This is a genomic window from Terasakiella sediminum, from assembly GCF_033100395.1.
Lineage (GTDB): Bacteria > Pseudomonadota > Alphaproteobacteria > Rhodospirillales > Terasakiellaceae > Terasakiella.
This window is the reverse complement of record NZ_JAWLVJ010000014.1, coordinates 105,156-124,198: the sequence shown is the minus strand read 5'-3', so window position 1 is coordinate 124,198 and position 19,043 is coordinate 105,156. Positions and strand designations below refer to the sequence as shown.

At 49.6% G+C, this 19,043-nt stretch carries 21 protein-coding genes; 8 read left to right on the top strand and 13 right to left on the bottom strand.

Annotation, left to right across the window (positions count from 1 at the left end):
* Positions 1-607: 607 nt before the first annotated feature.
* Complete coding sequence (locus tag RYZ26_RS12580) at positions 608-811, top strand: hypothetical protein (RefSeq protein ID WP_317683569.1); 204 nt, start codon at positions 608-610, stop codon at positions 809-811.
* 101 nt (positions 812-912) lie between these two features.
* On the opposite strand, the gene rpsI is transcribed toward RYZ26_RS12580, so the two are convergent.
* The 3 genes from rpsI to RYZ26_RS12565 form a co-directional block, all read right to left on the bottom strand.
* Complete coding sequence (gene rpsI / locus RYZ26_RS12575; RefSeq protein WP_317683568.1) at positions 913-1,401, bottom strand: 30S ribosomal protein S9; 489 nt, start codon at positions 1,399-1,401, stop codon at positions 913-915.
* A gap of 3 nt (positions 1,402-1,404) precedes the next feature.
* Positions 1,405-1,869: a 50S ribosomal protein L13 gene (rplM, locus tag RYZ26_RS12570; protein ID WP_317683567.1), complete on the bottom strand. Its 465-nt coding sequence runs from the start codon at positions 1,867-1,869 to the stop codon at positions 1,405-1,407.
* Positions 1,870-2,120: 251 nt separating this feature from the next.
* Complete coding sequence (locus tag RYZ26_RS12565) at positions 2,121-3,056, bottom strand: AEC family transporter (RefSeq protein WP_317683566.1); 936 nt, start codon at positions 3,054-3,056, stop codon at positions 2,121-2,123.
* A gap of 120 nt (positions 3,057-3,176) precedes the next feature.
* Here RYZ26_RS12565 and RYZ26_RS12560 point away from each other — a divergent pair, with 120 nt between their 5' ends.
* Positions 3,177-3,404: a hypothetical protein gene (locus RYZ26_RS12560; protein WP_317683565.1), complete on the top strand. Its 228-nt coding sequence runs from the start codon at positions 3,177-3,179 to the stop codon at positions 3,402-3,404.
* On the opposite strand, the gene RYZ26_RS12555 is transcribed toward RYZ26_RS12560, so the two are convergent.
* Positions 3,401-3,820 (bottom strand): PaaI family thioesterase, encoded by a 420-nt coding sequence (locus RYZ26_RS12555; RefSeq protein ID WP_317683564.1) that lies wholly within the window; start codon positions 3,818-3,820, stop codon positions 3,401-3,403. The genes RYZ26_RS12560 and RYZ26_RS12555 overlap by 4 nt on opposite strands.
* A gap of 108 nt (positions 3,821-3,928) precedes the next feature.
* Here RYZ26_RS12555 and RYZ26_RS12550 point away from each other — a divergent pair, with 108 nt between their 5' ends.
* Complete coding sequence (locus RYZ26_RS12550; protein WP_317683563.1) at positions 3,929-4,732, top strand: enoyl-CoA hydratase; 804 nt, start codon at positions 3,929-3,931, stop codon at positions 4,730-4,732.
* Here the strand turns inward: RYZ26_RS12550 and RYZ26_RS12545 are convergent, their stop codons facing one another.
* Entirely contained in the window at positions 4,733-4,939 is a 207-nt protein-coding gene (locus RYZ26_RS12545) for a hypothetical protein (protein WP_317683562.1), read from the bottom strand.
* A 178-nt stretch (positions 4,940-5,117) separates the two neighbouring features.
* Here RYZ26_RS12545 and RYZ26_RS12540 point away from each other — a divergent pair, with 178 nt between their 5' ends.
* A complete protein-coding gene (locus RYZ26_RS12540; RefSeq protein WP_317683561.1) occupies positions 5,118-5,609 on the top strand; it encodes a CoA-binding protein in 492 nt (163 codons plus the stop codon).
* Positions 5,606-6,892: an O-acetylhomoserine aminocarboxypropyltransferase gene (locus RYZ26_RS12535; protein ID WP_317683560.1), complete on the top strand. Its 1,287-nt coding sequence runs from the start codon at positions 5,606-5,608 to the stop codon at positions 6,890-6,892. Before RYZ26_RS12540 ends, RYZ26_RS12535 begins: the two co-directional genes overlap by 4 nt.
* A gap of 21 nt (positions 6,893-6,913) precedes the next feature.
* On the opposite strand, the gene RYZ26_RS12530 is transcribed toward RYZ26_RS12535, so the two are convergent.
* On the bottom strand, positions 6,914-7,717 hold the full coding sequence (locus RYZ26_RS12530) for an alpha/beta fold hydrolase (protein ID WP_317683559.1): 804 nt from the start codon (positions 7,715-7,717) through the stop codon (positions 6,914-6,916).
* A gap of 180 nt (positions 7,718-7,897) precedes the next feature.
* On the opposite strand from RYZ26_RS12530, the gene tkt reads away from it, so the two are divergent.
* The 3 genes from tkt to rpe all read left to right on the top strand — a co-directional run bounded on the left by tkt (position 7,898) and on the right by rpe (position 11,707).
* On the top strand, positions 7,898-9,868 hold the full coding sequence (tkt, locus tag RYZ26_RS12525; RefSeq protein WP_317683558.1) for a transketolase: 1,971 nt from the start codon (positions 7,898-7,900) through the stop codon (positions 9,866-9,868).
* Between the two features lie 69 nt (positions 9,869-9,937).
* Positions 9,938-11,002, top strand: coding sequence for a class II fructose-bisphosphate aldolase (gene fba, locus RYZ26_RS12520; protein ID WP_317683557.1), 1,065 nt, complete (start codon positions 9,938-9,940; stop codon positions 11,000-11,002).
* A gap of 60 nt (positions 11,003-11,062) precedes the next feature.
* Positions 11,063-11,707, top strand: coding sequence for a ribulose-phosphate 3-epimerase (gene rpe, locus RYZ26_RS12515; protein ID WP_317683556.1), 645 nt, complete (start codon positions 11,063-11,065; stop codon positions 11,705-11,707).
* A gap of 3 nt (positions 11,708-11,710) precedes the next feature.
* Here rpe and RYZ26_RS12510 read toward each other — a convergent pair whose 3' ends face one another.
* From RYZ26_RS12510 to uvrA, 7 genes are all read right to left on the bottom strand, one after another.
* Complete coding sequence (locus RYZ26_RS12510; RefSeq protein WP_317683555.1) at positions 11,711-12,472, bottom strand: transporter substrate-binding domain-containing protein; 762 nt, start codon at positions 12,470-12,472, stop codon at positions 11,711-11,713.
* 112 nt (positions 12,473-12,584) lie between these two features.
* Entirely contained in the window at positions 12,585-12,866 is a 282-nt protein-coding gene (gene ppnP / locus RYZ26_RS12505; protein ID WP_317683554.1) for a pyrimidine/purine nucleoside phosphorylase, read from the bottom strand.
* A gap of 664 nt (positions 12,867-13,530) precedes the next feature.
* A complete protein-coding gene (locus tag RYZ26_RS12500; RefSeq protein WP_317683553.1) occupies positions 13,531-14,292 on the bottom strand; it encodes a TIGR02186 family protein in 762 nt (253 codons plus the stop codon).
* 5 nt (positions 14,293-14,297) lie between these two features.
* Positions 14,298-15,230 (bottom strand): sulfite exporter TauE/SafE family protein, encoded by a 933-nt coding sequence (locus tag RYZ26_RS12495; RefSeq protein ID WP_317683552.1) that lies wholly within the window; start codon positions 15,228-15,230, stop codon positions 14,298-14,300.
* Between the two features lie 136 nt (positions 15,231-15,366).
* On the bottom strand, positions 15,367-15,729 hold the full coding sequence (locus RYZ26_RS12490; protein ID WP_317683551.1) for a HepT-like ribonuclease domain-containing protein: 363 nt from the start codon (positions 15,727-15,729) through the stop codon (positions 15,367-15,369).
* Positions 15,713-16,015: a nucleotidyltransferase family protein gene (locus RYZ26_RS12485; protein ID WP_317683550.1), complete on the bottom strand. Its 303-nt coding sequence runs from the start codon at positions 16,013-16,015 to the stop codon at positions 15,713-15,715. Before RYZ26_RS12485 ends, RYZ26_RS12490 begins: the two co-directional genes overlap by 17 nt.
* A 167-nt stretch (positions 16,016-16,182) precedes the next feature.
* Positions 16,183-19,008, bottom strand: a complete 2,826-nt coding sequence (gene uvrA / locus RYZ26_RS12480; protein WP_317683549.1) for an excinuclease ABC subunit UvrA — start codon at positions 19,006-19,008, stop codon at positions 16,183-16,185.
* Between the last annotated feature and the right edge of the window lie 35 nt (positions 19,009-19,043).

Genomic DNA, 19,043 nt, shown 5'->3' with positions numbered 1-19,043 from the left:
TAAACGCGTCTGATTTTTTGAGATTCATAAGTTCCTCCTGTTGATCTCAGTCTAACAGAAAGTATCCTCTATTTTATAGGGACGGGACCAGTAGGCGGCACGTTTATCTATTGGCAGGTTGCGACATTCATTCAGCGACATGCGCCACATATTTTTACGCAAGGAGAATAGTTTTCTGACATGTAGGATTATGAAAACAATGAGGACTATGATAAGTCCGCCCAATAGACGAACGGAGAAGTCAGGATCATCCTCCACAATTCTCTTGCTTAGAGTGTCAAGGAAAGTCGAGTAAAAATAAAAGCTAACCGGAACAGCAAGTAAGGCACCTGCTGCCAGTAGGAGTTTTATGTGCTTTTTCATGGATAACTTCTTTAAGGATCAGGAGGGTATCTCATGGAGAGGCAAAGTAAACAGCAAAAACTCTCCAATTGGAAGCGACTTTTTTTATATTCCTATGTTCGGAAAGTGTTGTTGACTAGCGCTTGGGATATTGAACTTCTAAGTAAGTTATTTAAATTTCAATTAGATAGGGAGTGAAATATTGTGTGCTACCAATCTGCTACTATTGGTTTATAGTCAATCAGTACTATTAAGGAGAGATATATTGTCGGATGAGGATTATAGATTTGGCCGCCCTCAATTAATGGCTACGGACCTTCCAATAGATGAAGATGTAATAATTAGAGACCCTAAGCATCCAAAATTCAATGAATTGGGTAAAGTATGGAAAGCCAAGGGTGATAGAGTATCAGTTCATTATGAGGGAGAAGTATACTCCACTGACATTAAATATGTAGTTCTTGCATAAAGCTTGGCCACCCTAACTTTAACAACAAAAAAACCCGCCTCCAAAAGGAGAGCGGGTTTCTTTGTATCCGTATGTCTCGGACAAGCAGTAAAGTGTAAACCTTAACGCTTGGAGAACTGGAAGGAACGACGAGCTTTTGCTTTACCGTATTTCTTACGTTCAACAACACGAGAGTCGCGAGTAAGGAAGCCGGCAGCTTTCAGCGCAGGGCGCAGAGCTGGCTCGTAGTTTTGCAGGGCGCGTGACAGACCGTGACGAACCGCACCAGCTTGACCAGAAAGGCCACCGCCAGTAACAGTTGCGACAACGTCAAACTGACCTTCGCGTTCTGTAACTTCGAAAGTCTGGTTCAGGATCATACGCAGAACCGGACGTGCGAAGTAGTTTTCAACATCGCGACCGTTGATGGTGATTTTACCAGAACCTGGCTTAACCCATACACGTGCGATCGCGTTTTTACGACGACCTGTTGCGTAAGCACGGCCTTGTTCGTCGATTTTTGGTTCTGCAGGTGCAGCAGCTTCTGCAGCAGGCGCTTCAGTTGTGGAAACTTCCGCCAGATCTTCCAAAGTTTTCTTTTCTTCAGCCATGGCTTATGCGCTCCGCTTATTCTTGTCATTCATAGAAGCCACATCGAGGACTTCTGGCTTTTGGGCTTCATGCGGGTGCTCAGAACCAGCATAAACGTGCAGCTTTTTCATTTGCTGCTTGCCCAGTGGGCTGCGCGTGATCATGCGCTGAACAGCTTTTTCAACAACGCGTTCTGGGTGGTCACCATCCAGAATTTGTTCAGCTGTGCGTTGCTTGATACCACCTGGGTGGCCAGTGTGCCAGTAGTACACTTTGTCAGTACGTTTTTTGCCTGTCAGTTGTACTTTATCAGCATTGATGATGACGATGTTGTCACCCGTGTCGATGTTTGGCGTATAAGTCGGCTTGTGTTTGCCGCGCAGATATTGCGAGACGATTGCAGCCAAACGGCCAAGAACAACGCCTTCGGCGTCGATCACGAACCATTTGCGTTCAATTTCGCTCGGCTTAGCAGTGTAAGTTTTCATTTCAGTCCACTTGCATACGGATTAATAAACTGGGTTTCACAGGGCCAAATACTGGACCTCCGAAAGGAGCGCGCATTATGTTGATTTTTGAGGATAAGTCAACAGCAAAAAAACGTTTAAAAACAGCATCTTAAAAATGCGGTATTATAATACCGTTTCTGTATAGGGCGGAAAATAATGGGGTTCGACAGGTTGTTTGAATTTAATGCTTTCAATGGGTTAGGGGTGGCCTGTGGCTGATCCGGGCGCTGTCACGGCTGTGGGAAGAGGATCAGAAAAGCACTGAGGGTAATCAGCGACAGGCTGGTTGTTAACAGAATCGCATTTCCGGCAATTCGATCTCCCACACCATAACGGGTGGCAAAGACGAAGGGATTGGCCCCGGTCGGCATGGCAGCGCCTAACGTCGCGATCATGGTCCAGACAGGAGAGGCCCCTAAAACATAGTGACAGAGGAGAAAGACGGCCAAAGGCATGATGATCAATTTTGCCACGGATGCCAGCAGAACGGAGAAACGGGTTTCTTCCAGTCGCAATGAATAACGCGCCATGCCGCCCCCTACGGCAAATAAGGCGCACGGCGGGGCGGCTTTGCTCAGCAGTTCGGTTGTGCGATCAATCACGCTTGGCAATTCTACCTCTGTTTCTGCCAGAACCCAACCGCTGACAAGTGCGATGACCAGCGGGTTGGTGATGACGCTTTTGATCGATCCCCAGATAATGCCGCCGATATTGGCATTGGGATTACGTCCGGTTTCCATCATGACACAAGGGATGGTGAACAGGATCATGGCGTTGAAGGTGATGAGTGTCATCAGGGGCACAAGGGCTTCGGGGCCATAGGCTGTCTGTACAATGGGCAGGCCGATCAGGGCGAGGTTTCCAAAGCAGGCAGAAATCCCGGTGACCACCGCACGTTCATGCCCCACACGTTTCGCCATGTAATAAGTCGCAAACAGGATCACGACCCCAACCCCGTAATAAGCAAGCAGGATGGAAAGTTCCAATCGCTGCGCCATTACACCACTGGCGGAGGTGCGAAACAAAAGGGCAGGCACGGCAAGATAAAAGATAAAGCGCGTCAGATCATCCACACCGCTTTGACTAAACAGCCCGCGCTTGACCATCAGATAGCCAAGGCCGACAACGGCAAAAACGGGGAAGATGACGGTGATGACTTGTTGCATGGGAGAAAGGTAATCGCTTTAGTGCTTAAAGCAATGGTTTTTCGTTGTTTTTACGTTAAGTGGTAAAGTTTCACATGATTGTAACTTTTGCCGGGGCATATGCTCCTTCATTTTAGAGGGATGACTTATATCGCACACATTCTACTGTTCCTGACCATCCCGCTGTTTTTTGAAGCGGTTATGAGCTATGCGCGTTTCAGCAAGCAAGTCGCGATTATGGCAATTGAAGATGAAGCCTTCAGCGCAGCCCATAACAGCCACCCCGACTTTATCCAGTTTTCCTACCTGACTTTATTGGCGGGGCTGTGCCTGATCTTTGGAGCGCTTCTTCTGAAAATGGTTTCTTAACGCACGGGCGGAATGGAATAAGTTCCGGTGGCGTGGGCCACGGGTTCGTCATGTCCATCGCAATGCAATGTCACATCCATAACGGCCAGTCGTTTGCCCAGTTTCAGAATTTTGCCTTCGGCCATCAAATCACCGGGGGCAGGGCGATGCATGAAGTTGATGTTGAAATTGGTGGTGACCGCCAGTTTGACTTGTCCAATGGCAGACAGGATCACAGCATACATACAGGCATCAGCCAAAGCCATCATGGTCGGGCCGGAAACCGTACCGCCCGGGCGCAGCATAGAGTCATCGAAGGGCAGGCGTAAAACGGCTGTGCCGTCGCCAATCTGATCGGTTTTCATGCCGATTTCCTGTGCCCAGGGCAATTCGGTTTCGATAATATGGTCAAATTCGTTTACGCTAATTTTCGCCATTTTCCTGCCTGTCATGTTATGCTTTGGTAAAGATGTTATATTACGTTTACGTAAACGTCAATTTGATATAGTCTGTACATCTAATAAAACTATGGGAGGATATAAAACATGACTGCACTGGCTGAAACCACATCCGAAGCTTTAGTGACCCGCGTTGATTCAGATGGGGTTGCCAAGCTGACTTTGAACCGTCCGAAAAAATTCAACGCGCTTTCCATGGCGGTGCTGGAAGCTTTGCTGGCAGAACTGATCAAGCTGGAAGAAGATAAATCTGTCCGCGTGGTGGTTTTGGCAGGCGAGGGGAAAGCCTTTTGTGCAGGTCATGACCTGAAAGAGATGCGCGAAGATACATCGCGTGAAGCCATGCAGGCACTGTTTGGCAAATGTTCCGAAGTGATGTTGAAAATCAGCCAAATCCCACAGCCCGTTATTGCGCGTATCCACGGGATAGCCACGGCGGCTGGCTGTCAGCTGGTTGCGACCTGTGATCTGGCTGTTGCTGTTGAAGAAGCACGCTTCGCCACATCCGGGATTAATGTTGGTTTATTCTGTTCCACCCCGATGGTGGCTTTGACGCGAAATGTTACGCCGAAAAAAGCGTTTGAAATGCTGGTAACGGGTGACTTTATTGATGCAGAAACCGCGATGCAGTTTGGCCTGATCAATAAAGTGGTGCCTGCTGATAAACTTGATGAAGCGGTGATGGAAATGGCGGGCAAAATTGCATCCAAGCCAGCGATCTCTATCGCCTTTGGCAAGCAGCTTTTTTATAAGCAGTTGGAAGCAGCACGCGATGCGGCCTACGATATGGCGGCGGAGACCATGACCTGTAATATGATGACCGAAGATGCCCAGGCTGGCGTTGATGCTTTTATCGCGAAAAAGCATATGCCGGAATGGAAAGGACGTTAATTAGTTGTGGAGTGATTTTTCCTGGGTGTAATCGACCTCGGTTTCACTCAGTACATCCATAACCGTGATGTGGTTCAACACATGCAGCCAATAATCAGAACTATCCCCGTCGGTTGCTGTCTGCATATTGTGAAACGCGATAAATGTGGCCTGCTGTAGCCCGTGTTTGTGGTAAAGATTGTAGGCCGTTGCCTTGACTTCTGACATTGTTAAATAAACCCGTTTCCTAAATTCTAGGTCATTATAGTTGCGAAAAAATCAACCAACATCACCCATATGGATGGGGAAACATGAAAAATTAGGTTCTGTGAATGTTTTTTTGTGTTTTCTGACTCTCCGGTTAAGCCTATATGGGGTGTGCGTGCGAAATTAAAATAGGGAAAATATGTCTTCTTTGATTTATGATGATGACTGGCTGGCGGACATCCTGAAATCCGTAAAAACCGTCGCTATGGTCGGGGCTTCTGCTAAATGGAACCGCCCGAGCAATTTCGTGATGAAGTACCTTCAGGGAAAAGGCTATCGCGTCATCCCGGTGAACCCGGGCCTGGCAGGCGGCGAGATTTTGGGGGAAACTGTTTATGGCAGTCTTTCTGATATCCCCGATGATTTCCAGATGGTCGATATTTTCAGAAATTCAGAAGCCGCAGGCAAGATTACCGAAGAAGTTTTGGGGCTAGTTGGCGACAAAGACATTCAGGTTATCTGGATGCAGTTGACTGTTATTAATGAGGAAGCCGCGCAAAAGGCAGAAGAAAAAGGTCTTAAGGTGGTGATGGATCGTTGCCCCAAGATTGAATATGGTCGCCTGTTTGGCGAGCTGAGCTGGTCAGGCATTAATTCCGGTATTATTTCGTCCAAAAGGTTAAAACGATGAGCAAGTCGCCCAAAGAATTCGGCATTGAAACCCGCACCATCCACGCCGGAAGCCGCCCGGATGCGGAAACAGGTGCGCGCAATACACCGATTTATCAGACCACATCCTATGTGTTTGATGATGTGGATCATGCCGCTGATTTGTTTAACTTGCAGACGTTCGGTTTTATCTATTCCCGTCTGACCAATCCGACAGTGGCGGTGCTGGAAGAACGCATCGCCAATCTGGAAGGCGGGCGCGCTGGTGTGTGTTGTGCCTCTGGTCATTCTGCACAGTTTCTGGCGTTTTTCTCGCTGCTGGAACCAGGGGATAGTTTTTTGGCGTCGCGAAATCTTTATGGCGGATCAATCACTCAGTTTGGTCAAAGTTTTAAACGCTTAGGCTGGCATGTGGATTTTGTCGATGCGACGGACCTGGATGCGGTGAAGGCTGCAATCAAGCCGGAACATAAAGCCCTGTTTATTGAACCACTTGCCAATCCCGGCGGGATCATTCTGGATACACAGGCGCTGGCTGATCTGGCCCATGAAAATAAAATGCCGTTGGTGGTGGATAATACCATGGCAACGCCGATCCTGTTTCGTCCGTTCGAGTATGGCGCCGATATCATTACCCATTCCACCACAAAATTCCTTGGCGGGCATGGGACATCCATGGGTGGTGCTATTGTGGAATCGGGCAAGTTTGACTGGGCAAAGGCGGGGAAATATCCGACATTGACGGAACCGGAACCGGCCTATCATGGGCTTACGTTCTTTGAGACCTTCGGTGATTTCGGCTTTTCCATGAAGACCCGCTGTGTGGGCTTGCGCGATTTCGGCCCGGCGATGAGCCCGACCAACGCCTTTAACACCATTACAGGCATGGAAACCCTGCATCTGCGCATGGAACGCCATGTGGAAAATGCCGTGAAAGTGGCAAGTTTCCTGGAAAACCACCCGGCTGTCAGTTGGGTGTCGTATGCAGGCCTGAAGTCCAGCCCTTATTATGATCTCGGCCAGAAATATATGCCGAAAGGCGCGGGTTCCGTCTTTACTTTTGGCGTGAAAGGCGGTTTTGAAGCAGGCGTGCGTGTGGTGGAAAACGTCAATCTGATTTCTCACCTTGCCAACATCGGCGATACTCGCAGCCTGATCATTCACCCGGCAAGCACGACGCATCGCCAATTAAATGAAGAACAGCAGATAGCCGCAGGGGCACGGCCAGATGTATTGCGTTTGTCGATTGGGTTGGAAACCGCTGATGATATTATCCGTGATCTGGATGAGGCATTGAGTTTGTAAATCGCTCGTTATTCCGGCGATTTACGCAAACCCAGCAGACTTCCCCTCAATCCAGCCGCGTAAAACTTCGGCCACATCTTTCCAGCATTTATCCAGCATGAGGGCGTGCGGGCCGCCTTTGATGATCGTGAGGTCGGCGCCGTGAAAGGTTGCGGTTTCTTTAAGCGCGGTAACCGGGATCATGACGTCGGCATCTCCGCCGATGACTTTGATCGGGAAGCCTTCTTTGGCGCGTTTGCGCGGTATATCGAAATAGGTCACATCATTAAGGGCACGCATGGATTCTGGCTGAAACAGTCCGTGGACTTCTGCCAAACTGGCCGGGTGGGTGTCATCGGTGACCAGCATGCGTTTCAACGCATCGAAACTGACCAGGTCCGTGCTGAACATCATGGCCTGGTTCAGCGTCCAGTAAAGCTCTGGGGAATGGGTCATCATGTGAACGATGGAGGTAAAGGCGCCGCTTGGGGGCAGGGAGTTCATCAGAATGGCACCCGCACAGTCATGGCTTTCAATATATTTCTGCACCACCATGCCGCCCAGGGAATGACCGACCAGAATAGGTGGTTCGCCAATTTTTTCAATGGCTTCGATTAGGTTATCGACGTAATCGTTGAGGCTATAAAGGTGAAGCGACCATTCTGATCCACTGCGGCCATGCCCGCTTAGAGAGACTGCATAACAATCATGCCCGCAGTCAGAAAAATAGGGCATAAAACGATAACGCCAGATTGGGGCAGAACAGAAGGATCCGTGGACAAACAGAAGAGGCGTTTTCTTCTTAACACCTGATTTCGCTTTGAGTTCAATGAGTTCAAGAGTCATAAAATTATTATTATCTTTTCAACTATCTATATATGTGCACCATCAAGCACGTTTTTGAATGAAAGTGCAAGGATTAAGGGTGGTTTTTCGCGCTTTCTTTACTTGCTTAAAAAAAGACTCTCAGGTAGTGTGCGCCCACCGTTTCAGGGCCTCTTTATTTTGCTAAAGGATCACTAGTCGATGACCTCGCATAAGGATATGGCGAACGCCATTCGTTTTCTTTCCGCCGATGCCGTTCAGAAAGCCAAATCCGGCCACCCGGGTATGCCGATGGGTATGGCTGATGTTGCTACCGTTCTGTTCACGAAATATATGAACTTTGACCCCAAGCAACCGAAATGGGCTGATCGTGACCGTTTTGTTTTGTCTGCGGGTCATGGCTCCATGCTGATGTATTCTTACTTGTATCTGACAGGTTATGAAGACATGACCATTGAAGAAGTGTCCAACTTCCGTCAGCTTGATTCAAAAACTGCGGGCCACCCTGAATATGGTCATGCAACCGGGATTGAAACTACAACAGGTCCATTGGGCCAGGGCATCACAACCGCCGTTGGCATGGCGCTGGCAGAAAAACTGCAAAATGCGCGCTACGGCACCGATGTTGTGAACCACTACACTTATGTTATTGCAGGTGATGGCTGTCTGATGGAAGGGATTTCTCACGAAGCGATTTCTACAGCCGGTCACTTGGGCCTTGGCAAACTGATCGTCTTCTGGGACGACAACGAAATCACCATTGATGGTAATTTGAATGTTGCGGCTTCTGACAACCAGTTGAAACGTTTTGAAGCGTCTGGCTGGGACACGCAGGCCATCGACGGTCACAACCCGGATGAGATCGCAGCAGCGATTGAAAAAGCACAAAAATCTGACAAACCATCCCTGATCGCCTGTAAAACCAAAATCGGTAAAGGCGCGCCAACCCTTGAAGGGTCCCACAAAACGCACGGTGCCCCATTGGGCGACGACGAAATTGCAACTATGCGCGAACAGCTTGGCTGGGACGCTGCCCCATTTGAAGTGCCGGTTGATATCCTGAATGCCTGGCGGGATGCAGGGGCGCGCGGTGCAGCCACACGTGAAGCCTGGCAGGAGCGTTTTAACGAGTTGGACCTGGATGCGCAGGAAACATTTGTTCGCACCAATGACGGTGGTCTGCCTGATGGTTGGGAAGCCAAGGCAAACGATTATAAAAAACAACTTTGTGAAGACGCACCGAAAAAAGCCACGCGTCAATCTTCACAAATGGCCTTGAATGCGCTGGCCGAAATCATCCCGGAAATGCTGGGTGGTTCTGCAGATTTGACAGGCTCCAACCTGACCAAGGCGGAAAGCCAGAAGTCCGTTACGCCTGACGATTTCTCTGGCAACTACATGCATTACGGCATCCGTGAATTCGGCATGGCCGCTTTCATGAACGGTATCGCGCTGCACGGCGGGTTCGTTCCTTATGGCGGCACATTCCTGGTCTTTGCGGATTACATGCGCGCAGCCATGCGTCTGTCAGCGCTGATGGAACAACGTGTTGTCTATGTTCTGACCCACGATTCCATTGGTCTGGGCGAAGATGGCCCAACGCACCAGCCAGTTGAAACTGTTGCATCCCTTCGTGCGATGCCGAACACACAGGTGTTCCGCCCGGCTGATGCGGTTGAAACCTTTGAATGCTGGATGCTGTCTCTGCAATCTGAAACGACACCGTCTGTTCTGGCCCTGTCCCGTCAAGGCCTGCCAGCCGTTCGCACGGAATATACTGAAGAAAACAAATGTGCAAAAGGCGCATATGTTCTTCGTGACGCAGAAGGCCCACGCAAAGCCACCATCATTGCGACAGGATCCGAAGTTGAAATCGCCATGGCGGCACGCGATCAGTTGCAGGCTGAAGGCGTTCCAACGGCTGTTGTTTCCATGCCATGTTGGGAACTGTTTGAAAAGCAGTCTGACGAATATAAGCACGACACATTGGGTGATGGCATCCGTGTTGCGGTTGAAGCTGGCCTGCAAATGGGTTGGGACCGTTATATCGGGGCCAATGGTGCGTTTGTCGGCATGACTGGCTTTGGTGCCTCTGCACCAGCAGGCGATCTTTACAAGCACTTTGGTATTACATCTGAAGCCGTCGTCGAAGCGGTAAAAGCAAGAGTATAATCTGATAAAGAGGCGGTCCGGGTTAAGGACCGCCTCAACTCGTTAATAAGTAATTTTGGAGGAAATCCTATGGCACTCGTTTCCATGCGTCAGCTTCTCGATCACGCGGCAGAGAATGACTATGGCCTTCCCGCTTTCAATATCAACAACATGGAACAGATGTTGGCGATTATGGCGGCAGCGTCCAAAACCGACAGCCCTGTCATCATGCAGGCAAGTCGTGGCGCACGTAAATACGCCAACGATGCGGTTTTGAAACACTTGATCCAGGCAGCGGTTGAAATCTATCCTGACGTTCCGGTCTGTATGCATCTGGATCACGGTAATGAACTGCGCACCTGTATGTCTGCCATGGCCAACGGCTTTTCATCTGTCATGATGGACGGCTCGCTAGAAGCAGACGGCAAGACGCCCGCGTCATATGAATATAACGTTGATATCACCGCAGACGTCACCAAAGCAGCTCACCTGATCGGTGTTTCTGTCGAAGGGGAACTGGGTTGTCTGGGTTCACTTGAAACAGGCGAAGGCGAAAAAGAAGACGGCCACGGTTTTGAAGGCAAGCTGGATATGGACGCTTTGCTGACGGACCCAGACCAAGCCGTTGATTTCGTCAAGAAAACAAAAGTTGATGCGCTGGCGATTGCCATGGGCACGTCTCACGGTGCGTATAAATTCACCCGCAAACCCGATGGTGACATTCTTGCCATGAACGTGGTGAAAGAAATCCACAAGAAGCTGCCAAACACTCACCTGGTGATGCATGGTTCTTCTTCTGTGCCGCAGGAACTGCAGGACATCATCAACGCCCATGGTGGGGAGATGAAGCAGACCTACGGTGTGCCGCTGGAAGAAATCGTTGTCGGCATTAAAAACGGTGTGCGCAAAGTCAACATCGACACCGATAACCGTATGGCCATCACAGGTGCGATCCGTAAAGCGCTTCAGGAAGGCCCGGCTGAGTTCGACCCACGCTACTACCTGAAACCAGCCATGGCTGCGATGGAGAAAGAATGCGTTGAACGTTATGAAATCTTCAACTGTGCAGGTCAGGGTTCCAAGATCAAGCCGATCAGCCTGAACGACATGGCTGACCGTTATGCCAATGGCTCCCTTGATCCGGTTCTTGGTTAATCATTTTAAATATTGTGTCCCGGCGAAGGCCGGGACCTTTGTCTTTTAGGCGAGGTTACTATGCTTAAGATCGCACCATCCATTCTGTCAGCGGATTTCGCCAAACTGGGTGAAGAAGTCACTGCCGTTGATAAAGCAGGCGCAGACTGGATTCATATTGATGTGATGGACGGCCATTTCGTGCCCAACATGACATTCGGTCCCTGTGTCATCAAAGCGATCCGCAGCTATACGGACAAGCCGTTCGACGTTCACCTGATGATCGATCCGGCGCAACCGTATCTTAAAGACTATGCCGATGCAGGCGCGGACCTGATCACGGTCCATGCAGAAGCCGACAAGCACCTGCACCGTTCTGTCCAGTATATCAAAAGCCTCGGCAAAAAAGCAGGTGTGTCCCTGAACCCGGCGACCCCAGTGAACGCCGTTAAATACGTCCTGGACGAGATTGACCTGATCCTGGTCATGAGCGTCAACCCCGGCTTCGGCGGCCAAAAATTCATCCCGTCCCAGCTTGAAAAAATCAAACGCCTGAAAGACATGATCGGTGATCGCGATATCGATATTCAGGTCGATGGTGGCGTAAATCCTTCGACCATCAAAGACGTGGTCGATGCGGGTGCCAATGTGGTTGTGGCTGGTTCAGCCGTGTTTGGTGGCGATTATGCTGAGAACATGCAGGCGATCCGGGATGCGGCGAAATAATCGCTATTCCTCTTTAAACTGACTGTTCAAATGGCGCAGTGTGGGCACCCCACCTCCATCCTTATTTATATCTCGTGTGGCATCACTTAGTACCTTCACCAGATGGACGTTTTTGAAGTGGACGTAGTGGAACATGGGGATTTTTAGGAGCGTCTGGTCCAGCCCGACTTCGACTTCTGGAAATTCATCTTGGTGGGGTTCCAGGACGCCCAGGAAGCTTGCGGCGTAGCGAATGCGGTTGGTGTGGACCATTTTCATCAGCGACTTGCCGCTTGAAACCGGCTGGGCATCATAGATACCGATGGAATTGGTGAGAAATTTGTTGCCACGGGTAAAGCCGACAGGCACGCCGTTTTTCAGTGCATTCACCAGATCATCAAGCGTTTTCGGGATATAGGTTTCACCCTTGCGGTACGCGATGACCAGTTCCTGATACATGATGGGTTCTGTGAGCGGGACTAGATTGGTGTAAAATTCATTCACGCCTGCGATCCGGGCGAGTTCCCCGTCATATTTGCCTTTATTCACACTTTCAATGCTGCGCGCATTGGCTTCCAGCACTAGTTCAATATCGTGTCCGGCACGATTGTAAATGTCTTTAAGTCGTTGAAAACAGGTTTTTACAGAGGTGGTCACGGTTCCTGCGGCCACTTTATAGGTTGTGGCTTTTGCTTCACTCTGGATATAGAACGCAAAGAGCAGAATCAGGGAAAATAGGGAAGCGTAAAGAAGGTTGGTGTGACGTAAAGGCAGGATGAGAGGCATGAGACACTCCGGTTTTTGTAGTCTTTTTTACTACATGGCGTGTTTCAGACGCAAATCAACCCAAGAACAATGCGAAGTTAAATCTAGTTACTTCTTGGGTTGAAACGGTTTCTTATTCATACGTGCAGAGATAGGCCGTATCGGTTGCGACCTGCAGCTGGAATTTGCGGTTGGCTTCAACGGTGAAAGATTTGCCTGCTTCGAAGGTAACGAATTCATCCGCATCTGGCAGTTTAACGGTCAAAGCACCGCTGACGACGGTCATGACTTCTTTTTGACTGGTGCCAAATTCATAGTCGCCGGGGGCCATTACCCCAACGGTGGAAGCGAGTTTTTCACCCTGAAAAGCGATGGATTTGACTTTACCGTCAAAATATTCATTTACGTCAAACACGATTAAGGTCTCCTAAGGTATTGATAGGTTGGATTTATGGTCTTACTTTTGATGAAGAGAAATCTGTTTCTCCATATGCTGGATGATGTGCTGTTCTAGCATCTTCTCATCTTCGTTAACATGTTCTAGCAGGTTTGTTAGTATGAATGTGAAGATGAGAGCCAAAGTGCTGAAAAGAGCAACCAGTGAAAAGAAAAGCCTAGTAAGTGCAGTAAAGTAACTCAATGTGGAATCTGTCATTTACATAATCTTCCACTTTTCATAGCAACCGTCTCTAATGCTCAGAAATTTATTCGATACGAATTGAGGTTCAGAGTAGGTTTCGGAATTAAAGAATATGAAACCATAGTAGTTTTCTGGAACGTAATTTACCTCTTTCGAAACTTTCTTACGGCAAAAGTCAAAATGACATTGTTGGTTAATAACACTTTGGAGTGATTGATATTCTCGTGAAACGCAGAAATTGGTAAGTTCAAAACTTGGCAGATTATTTGATGATTTGGCAGTTTTATATTTTTGGATCAGGTGCGAGTGTAGAGGAGATTTATCTTCAGTTTTTGCAAGAAAAGATAAACCAATGGCTAGAATCCCTGTGACTATGGCTAAGCCCCACAGGCTGATAGTCAACAAAAATGCATACTTGGTAATGACGTTTATCACGATTTTATTTTTTACGAAAAGCGACAGAGGCGATCCAGCCGGACAGCAGGGCGATGACCACTGCGATGACACCATAGGCCAGGCTGTGGCGATGCGCGAAGTCATAGATGCCCGCTTCGACGCCGATTTTTGAGACGAAAAGGGGGGTAATTTGTGTGCTGACCACATCCTTGTCTTTGACCAGATAGACATAGACCAGATAGGTCCCGACCGGAATGTTGGCCGGAAATTCAATGTCGGCACGAAACAGGCGTTTGCCGAGGAATTTAACGGGTGTTGCGCTTTCTGCATAAAGCCCGTCGCGTTTTTTTGCGCGCAGCAAGGCTTGCCAGAATTCTTCTTTTTTCTTGTCGCCAATATTTTTATATTCCGGCGCAAGATAGGTATTGAGGTTATCCGGTCCCAGTTCCAGACGTTGACGGGTCGAGGCGGGTACCAGTTCTTCCAGATTGCCGGATGTTGCGATGTTGTAAAAGACAGGGGTATCGCTGAAGGCGACTTTTTCTTTATTCGCCCAGACGCCCATTACACGTTCTTTGCGTCGAACAACTTCGCGGTTGGACGGCCCGCGCACGATGACGACCACATCGCCTTCGCCTTCGGTTGCACCAAACAGCAGAACTTTGGACCCGCTAAAACCCGTATCAATAGCGACCAGATGGTCATCAAGGGCGGCGACAATCTCGTCTGACACCATGGGGGACTGGGCGGATGCGGGCAGGCTTAGGCAGAAGATGGTCAGGATCAGGGCGAGAAAGCGGATCATTTCAATCAATGCCCCCCACCAACACCAAGGGAGAAGAGATCATCCGGTGCCAGGATCAGATCAATCCCCAGTTTGACACAAACGCCCAAGACCATCAGCGCCAGAAGAACACGCAGCTGTTCACCTTGCAATTTCATGCCCGCACGTGCCCCAAATTGCGCTCCGATCACACCGCCGATCAACAACAACAGCGCCAGCACAATATCAACCGTCTGGTTGGTGGCTGCCTGAAGGATGGTGACGTTTGCGGTCACAAAAATAATCTGAAAAAGGGAGGTCCCAACAACAACCGAGGTCGGCATACCCAAGAGATAAATCATGGCAGGGACCATGATAAAGCCACCGCCGACACCCATGATGGCAGCCAGAATACCAACCACAACGCCCACACCAATGGGCAGAAGCGCACTGATATAAAGCTTGGAACGTCTGAAACGCATTTTAAAGGGCAGCTTATGTTGCCAGCCAGAATGGTCTTTGCGTTTGTGGACGCCGCCCGTTCCGACATAGCCTTTGCGTTTGCGGATGATGGCACGCGCACTTTCAAAGAACATCAACCCACCGATGATGGACAGGAAGACCACATAGGAAAGTTTAATCACAAGGTCGATCTGTCCGGAGGCTTTCAGCGCTGAAAAAAGCCAGACACCGCTGGTGGAACCGATGACACCGCCAATCAGCAGCATGATCCCCATTTTGAAATCAACGTTTTTACGCCGTGTGTGGGCAATAACACCGGAAACACTGGAGGCGACAATCTGATTGGCTTCTGTTGCAACAGCAACGCTGGGCGGGACACCGATGAAGATCAACAAAGGCGTCATAAGGAAACCGCCGCCAACGCCAAACATGCCTGAGAGGAATCCAACAGCGCCTCCCATTCCAAGCAGAAGGAAGATGTTTACAGAAATCTCGGCGATGGGCAGATAGATGTTCATAAGTTCTGATCTGGGTATGATTATCGCATTTGCAACATCTTATATTCTTAAGTTAAAGCAAAGGGAAGGGCAATTATTCATACGCATTAAAAATCAAAAAATTGTGCAAATGCGAAAGATTTTTCGGTCTTTGGTTTCAATAAACCTTTTTTAGCGCCTGTTTGATGGCGGACAGGTCTTTTGAAACGGTCTCCCAGATGATTTTTGGGTCTACCGCGAAATATTCGTGGGCGAGGAAATTGCGCATATGACGCAGAGTCGCCCAAGGGATAGCGCGGTGAGATTTGCGCACTTTATTTGGGATATGATGGGTGGCTTCCCCGATGATTTCCAGATTGCGGATCACCGCATCGATGGTGCGATCATCACTCAGAAAGCCATTCCGCGTCATGCCTTGCACGTAGGTTTCAATCTTTTCAATGGCGAGGATCATCTGAATAATATGAAAATGCCAGCGTTCTTCGTTGTGAAGGTGATGGTGCTTATGTGGTTTTGTCATAATACACCACTTCTTCCAGCACCTTGTCTTTCAAGTTCGCAGATAGCATGTCGTGGGTCGCGAGATCCACCCGCCGCGCCATGGATTTTTCCAGCAACAGATGCAGCTCTGCCAGTTGCAAAAGCCCCGGTGTGTTGATGAACTCCACCAATAAATCAATGTCACTATCCGGCCTAGGATTTCCGCGCGCATAGGAGCCGAACAAGCCGATGCGCGACACCCCGAAAGGGGCAATGTCCCTTTCAAGGCTGATCAGCTTTTTAAAGATATCCTCTTTGTTTTTCATGAGAGAAGGATACTACAAAGGGCAGGGAGATGGCAAAACGGTTTCCCTTCCCACTGTCATCCCCGTGAGCCGAAGGCCAGCGATAGCTAAAACGGGGACCCAGAATTATCTTGGATCAAATGCTCGCTGGGTTTCCGCTTTCGCGGGAATGACGAGTGAGTGTTGGCTTACTTCAAATAATCCTTCAGGTATTTACCTGTATAGCTTTCTTCTACCTCGCAGACCTTTTCCGGTGTGCCGCTGGCGACGATCCGGCCACCCTTTGCACCGCCTTCAGGGCCGATGTCGATGATGTGGTCGGCGGTTTTGATGACTTCGAGGTTATGTTCGATGACGACGACGGTGTTGCCCTGATCGACCAGGACATGGAGGACTTCCAAAAGTTTACGCACGTCATCGAAATGCAGCCCGGTTGTGGGTTCATCCAGAATATAGATGGTTTTGCCAGTGGCGCGTTTGGAGAGCTCTTTGGCGAGTTTGACCCGCTGGGCCTCCCCCCCTGAAAGGGTGGTTGCCTGTTGGCCCAGATGGATATAGCCAAGACCGACTTTTTCCAGCGTAACCATCTTGTCGCGGATGCTGGGCACGGCCTTGAAGAAATCGACGGCTTCTTCGACCGTCATATCCAGCACATCAGCGATGGATTTGCCACGGAATTTCACATCCAGCGTTTCACGGTTATAGCGTTTGCCCTTACAGACATCACATTGCACATAAACATCCGGCAGGAAATGCATCTCGATCTTGATGACGCCGTCACCCTGACAGGCCTCGCACCGACCGCCCTTGACGTTGAAGGAGAAACGGCCAGGCTTATATCCACGTGTCTTGGCTTCAGGGAGCGCAGCAAACCATTCTCGGATGGGAGAGAACGCACCTGTGTAGGTCGCCGGGTTGGAACGTGGCGTGCGGCCAATGGGGGACTGGTCGATATCAACGATCTTGTCGATAAATTCCACGCCTTCCAGTTTTTTATGTTCACCCGGATGCAAACGCGCACCATGTAGTTTTTTCGCCAACGCCTTATAAAGCGTTTCAATCACCAGGGAGGATTTACCGCCGCCGGACACCCCGGTCACACAGGTAAAGGTGCCCAGTGGAATTTCAGCATTTACATTTTGCAGGTTGTTGACCGTCGCGCCCTTGATCTTAATGGATTGGCCTTTGCGACCCTTTCGGCGTTTGGTCGGAACTTCGATCTGTTCCATGCCCGTCAGATACTGCCCGGTCAGACTTTCCGGATTTGCCATGACCTCATCCGGGGTGCCTTCTGCGACCACCGTTCCGCCATGAACGCCCGCGCGTGGCCCCATGTCGATCAGGTAATCGGCAGAGCGAATGGCGTCTTCGTCATGTTCCACCACAATCACGGTGTTATCCAGATCACGCAGACGTACCAGTGTTTCCAGCAGACGGTCATTATCGCGTTGGTGCAGACCGATAGACGGTTCATCCAGGACATAGAGAACCCCGGTCAGGCCTGATCCAATCTGAGAGGCCAGGCGGATCCGCTGGCTCTCCCCACCGGACAGTGTGCCCGATGATCGTGACAGGGTCAGGTAATCCAGACCGACATTCACGAGGAAACCCAGACGGTCGTTGATTTCCCGCAGGATACGACGGGCAATTTCCTGTTCTTTCTCTCCCAGCTTATCTTCAAGGGCGAGATACCATTTGGCAGCTTCATCAATAGAAAAAGCAGTGACTTCGCTGACATGCAGCCCGTCTATTTTAACAGCTAATGCTTCCGGCTTCAGACGATGCCCGCCACAATCCGAACAGGTGGTGACCGTCTGATATTTTGACAGTTCATCACGCACCCAGGAGCTGTCCGTTTCACGCCAGCGACGTTCCATATTCGGGATCACGCCTTCAAATGGCTTGGTCACCTGATAGGATCGTTTGCCGTCATTATAAGAAATTGTGATCTCATTCTTGCCTGACCCGTAAAGCACCGTGTCCTGGACTTTCTTTGGCAGTTTGCCAAAAGGCTTTTCGATATCGACTTTGAAATAATCGGCGATGGCTTTTAGGGTCTGTCCGTAATAAACGCTGGACGAATTGGCCCAGGGGGCAATGGCTTTTTCAAGTGCAACGGAACTGTCTGGCACCACCAGTTCCGGGTCGAAATACATTTCCGTGCCCAGACCATCACAACTGGGACATGCCCCAAACGGGTTGTTAAAGGAAAAGAGACGCGGTTCAACTTCATCAATGGTAAAGCCGGAAACCGGACAGGCGAATTTGGCAGAAAAAGTGTGACGTTCTCCGGTCTTGGCATCTTCGGCAAACAAAAGACCATCGGCCAGTTCAAGCGCGGTTTCGATACTGTCTGCCAGTCGGCTTTCCACGCCTTCACGCAAGACCAGACGATCCACCACTACTTCGATATCATGTTTGATCTTTTTGTTGAGTTCGGGCACGCCATCCACGTCATAAAGCTCACCATCCACTTTGACCCGCTGGAAGCCTTTTTTCTGAAGTTCCATAAACTCCTTGCGATATTCCCCTTTGCGGCCCCGAACGATGGGCGCGAGGATATAAAGACGGGTACCTTCTTCCAGCGTCATGATCCGATCAACCATTTGCGAAACCGTCTGGCTTTCAATTGGAAGGCCTGTGGCTGGTGAATGAGGCACACCGACGCGCGCCCATAAAAGACGCATATAGTCATAAATTTCGGTGACGGTGCCGACAGTGGAGCGCGGGTTTTTTGAGGTGGTTTTCTGTTCAATCGAAATGGCAGGTGACAGACCTTCGATATGGTCAACATCCGGCTTTTGCATCAGTTCCAGGAACTGACGGGCATAAGCAGATAAGGATTCCACATAGCGGCGCTGACCTTCGGCATAGATGGTATCAAATGCCAGAGAGGATTTTCCCGAGCCAGAAAGTCCGGTGATAACGGTGAGTGAGTTTTTCGGGATGTTTACATCCACATCTTGCAAGTTATGTTCGCGCGCGCCACGCACCTGAATTTCATCAACACTCATCGGAAAACCTAAAAAGATCAAAAGGAGAACATTTC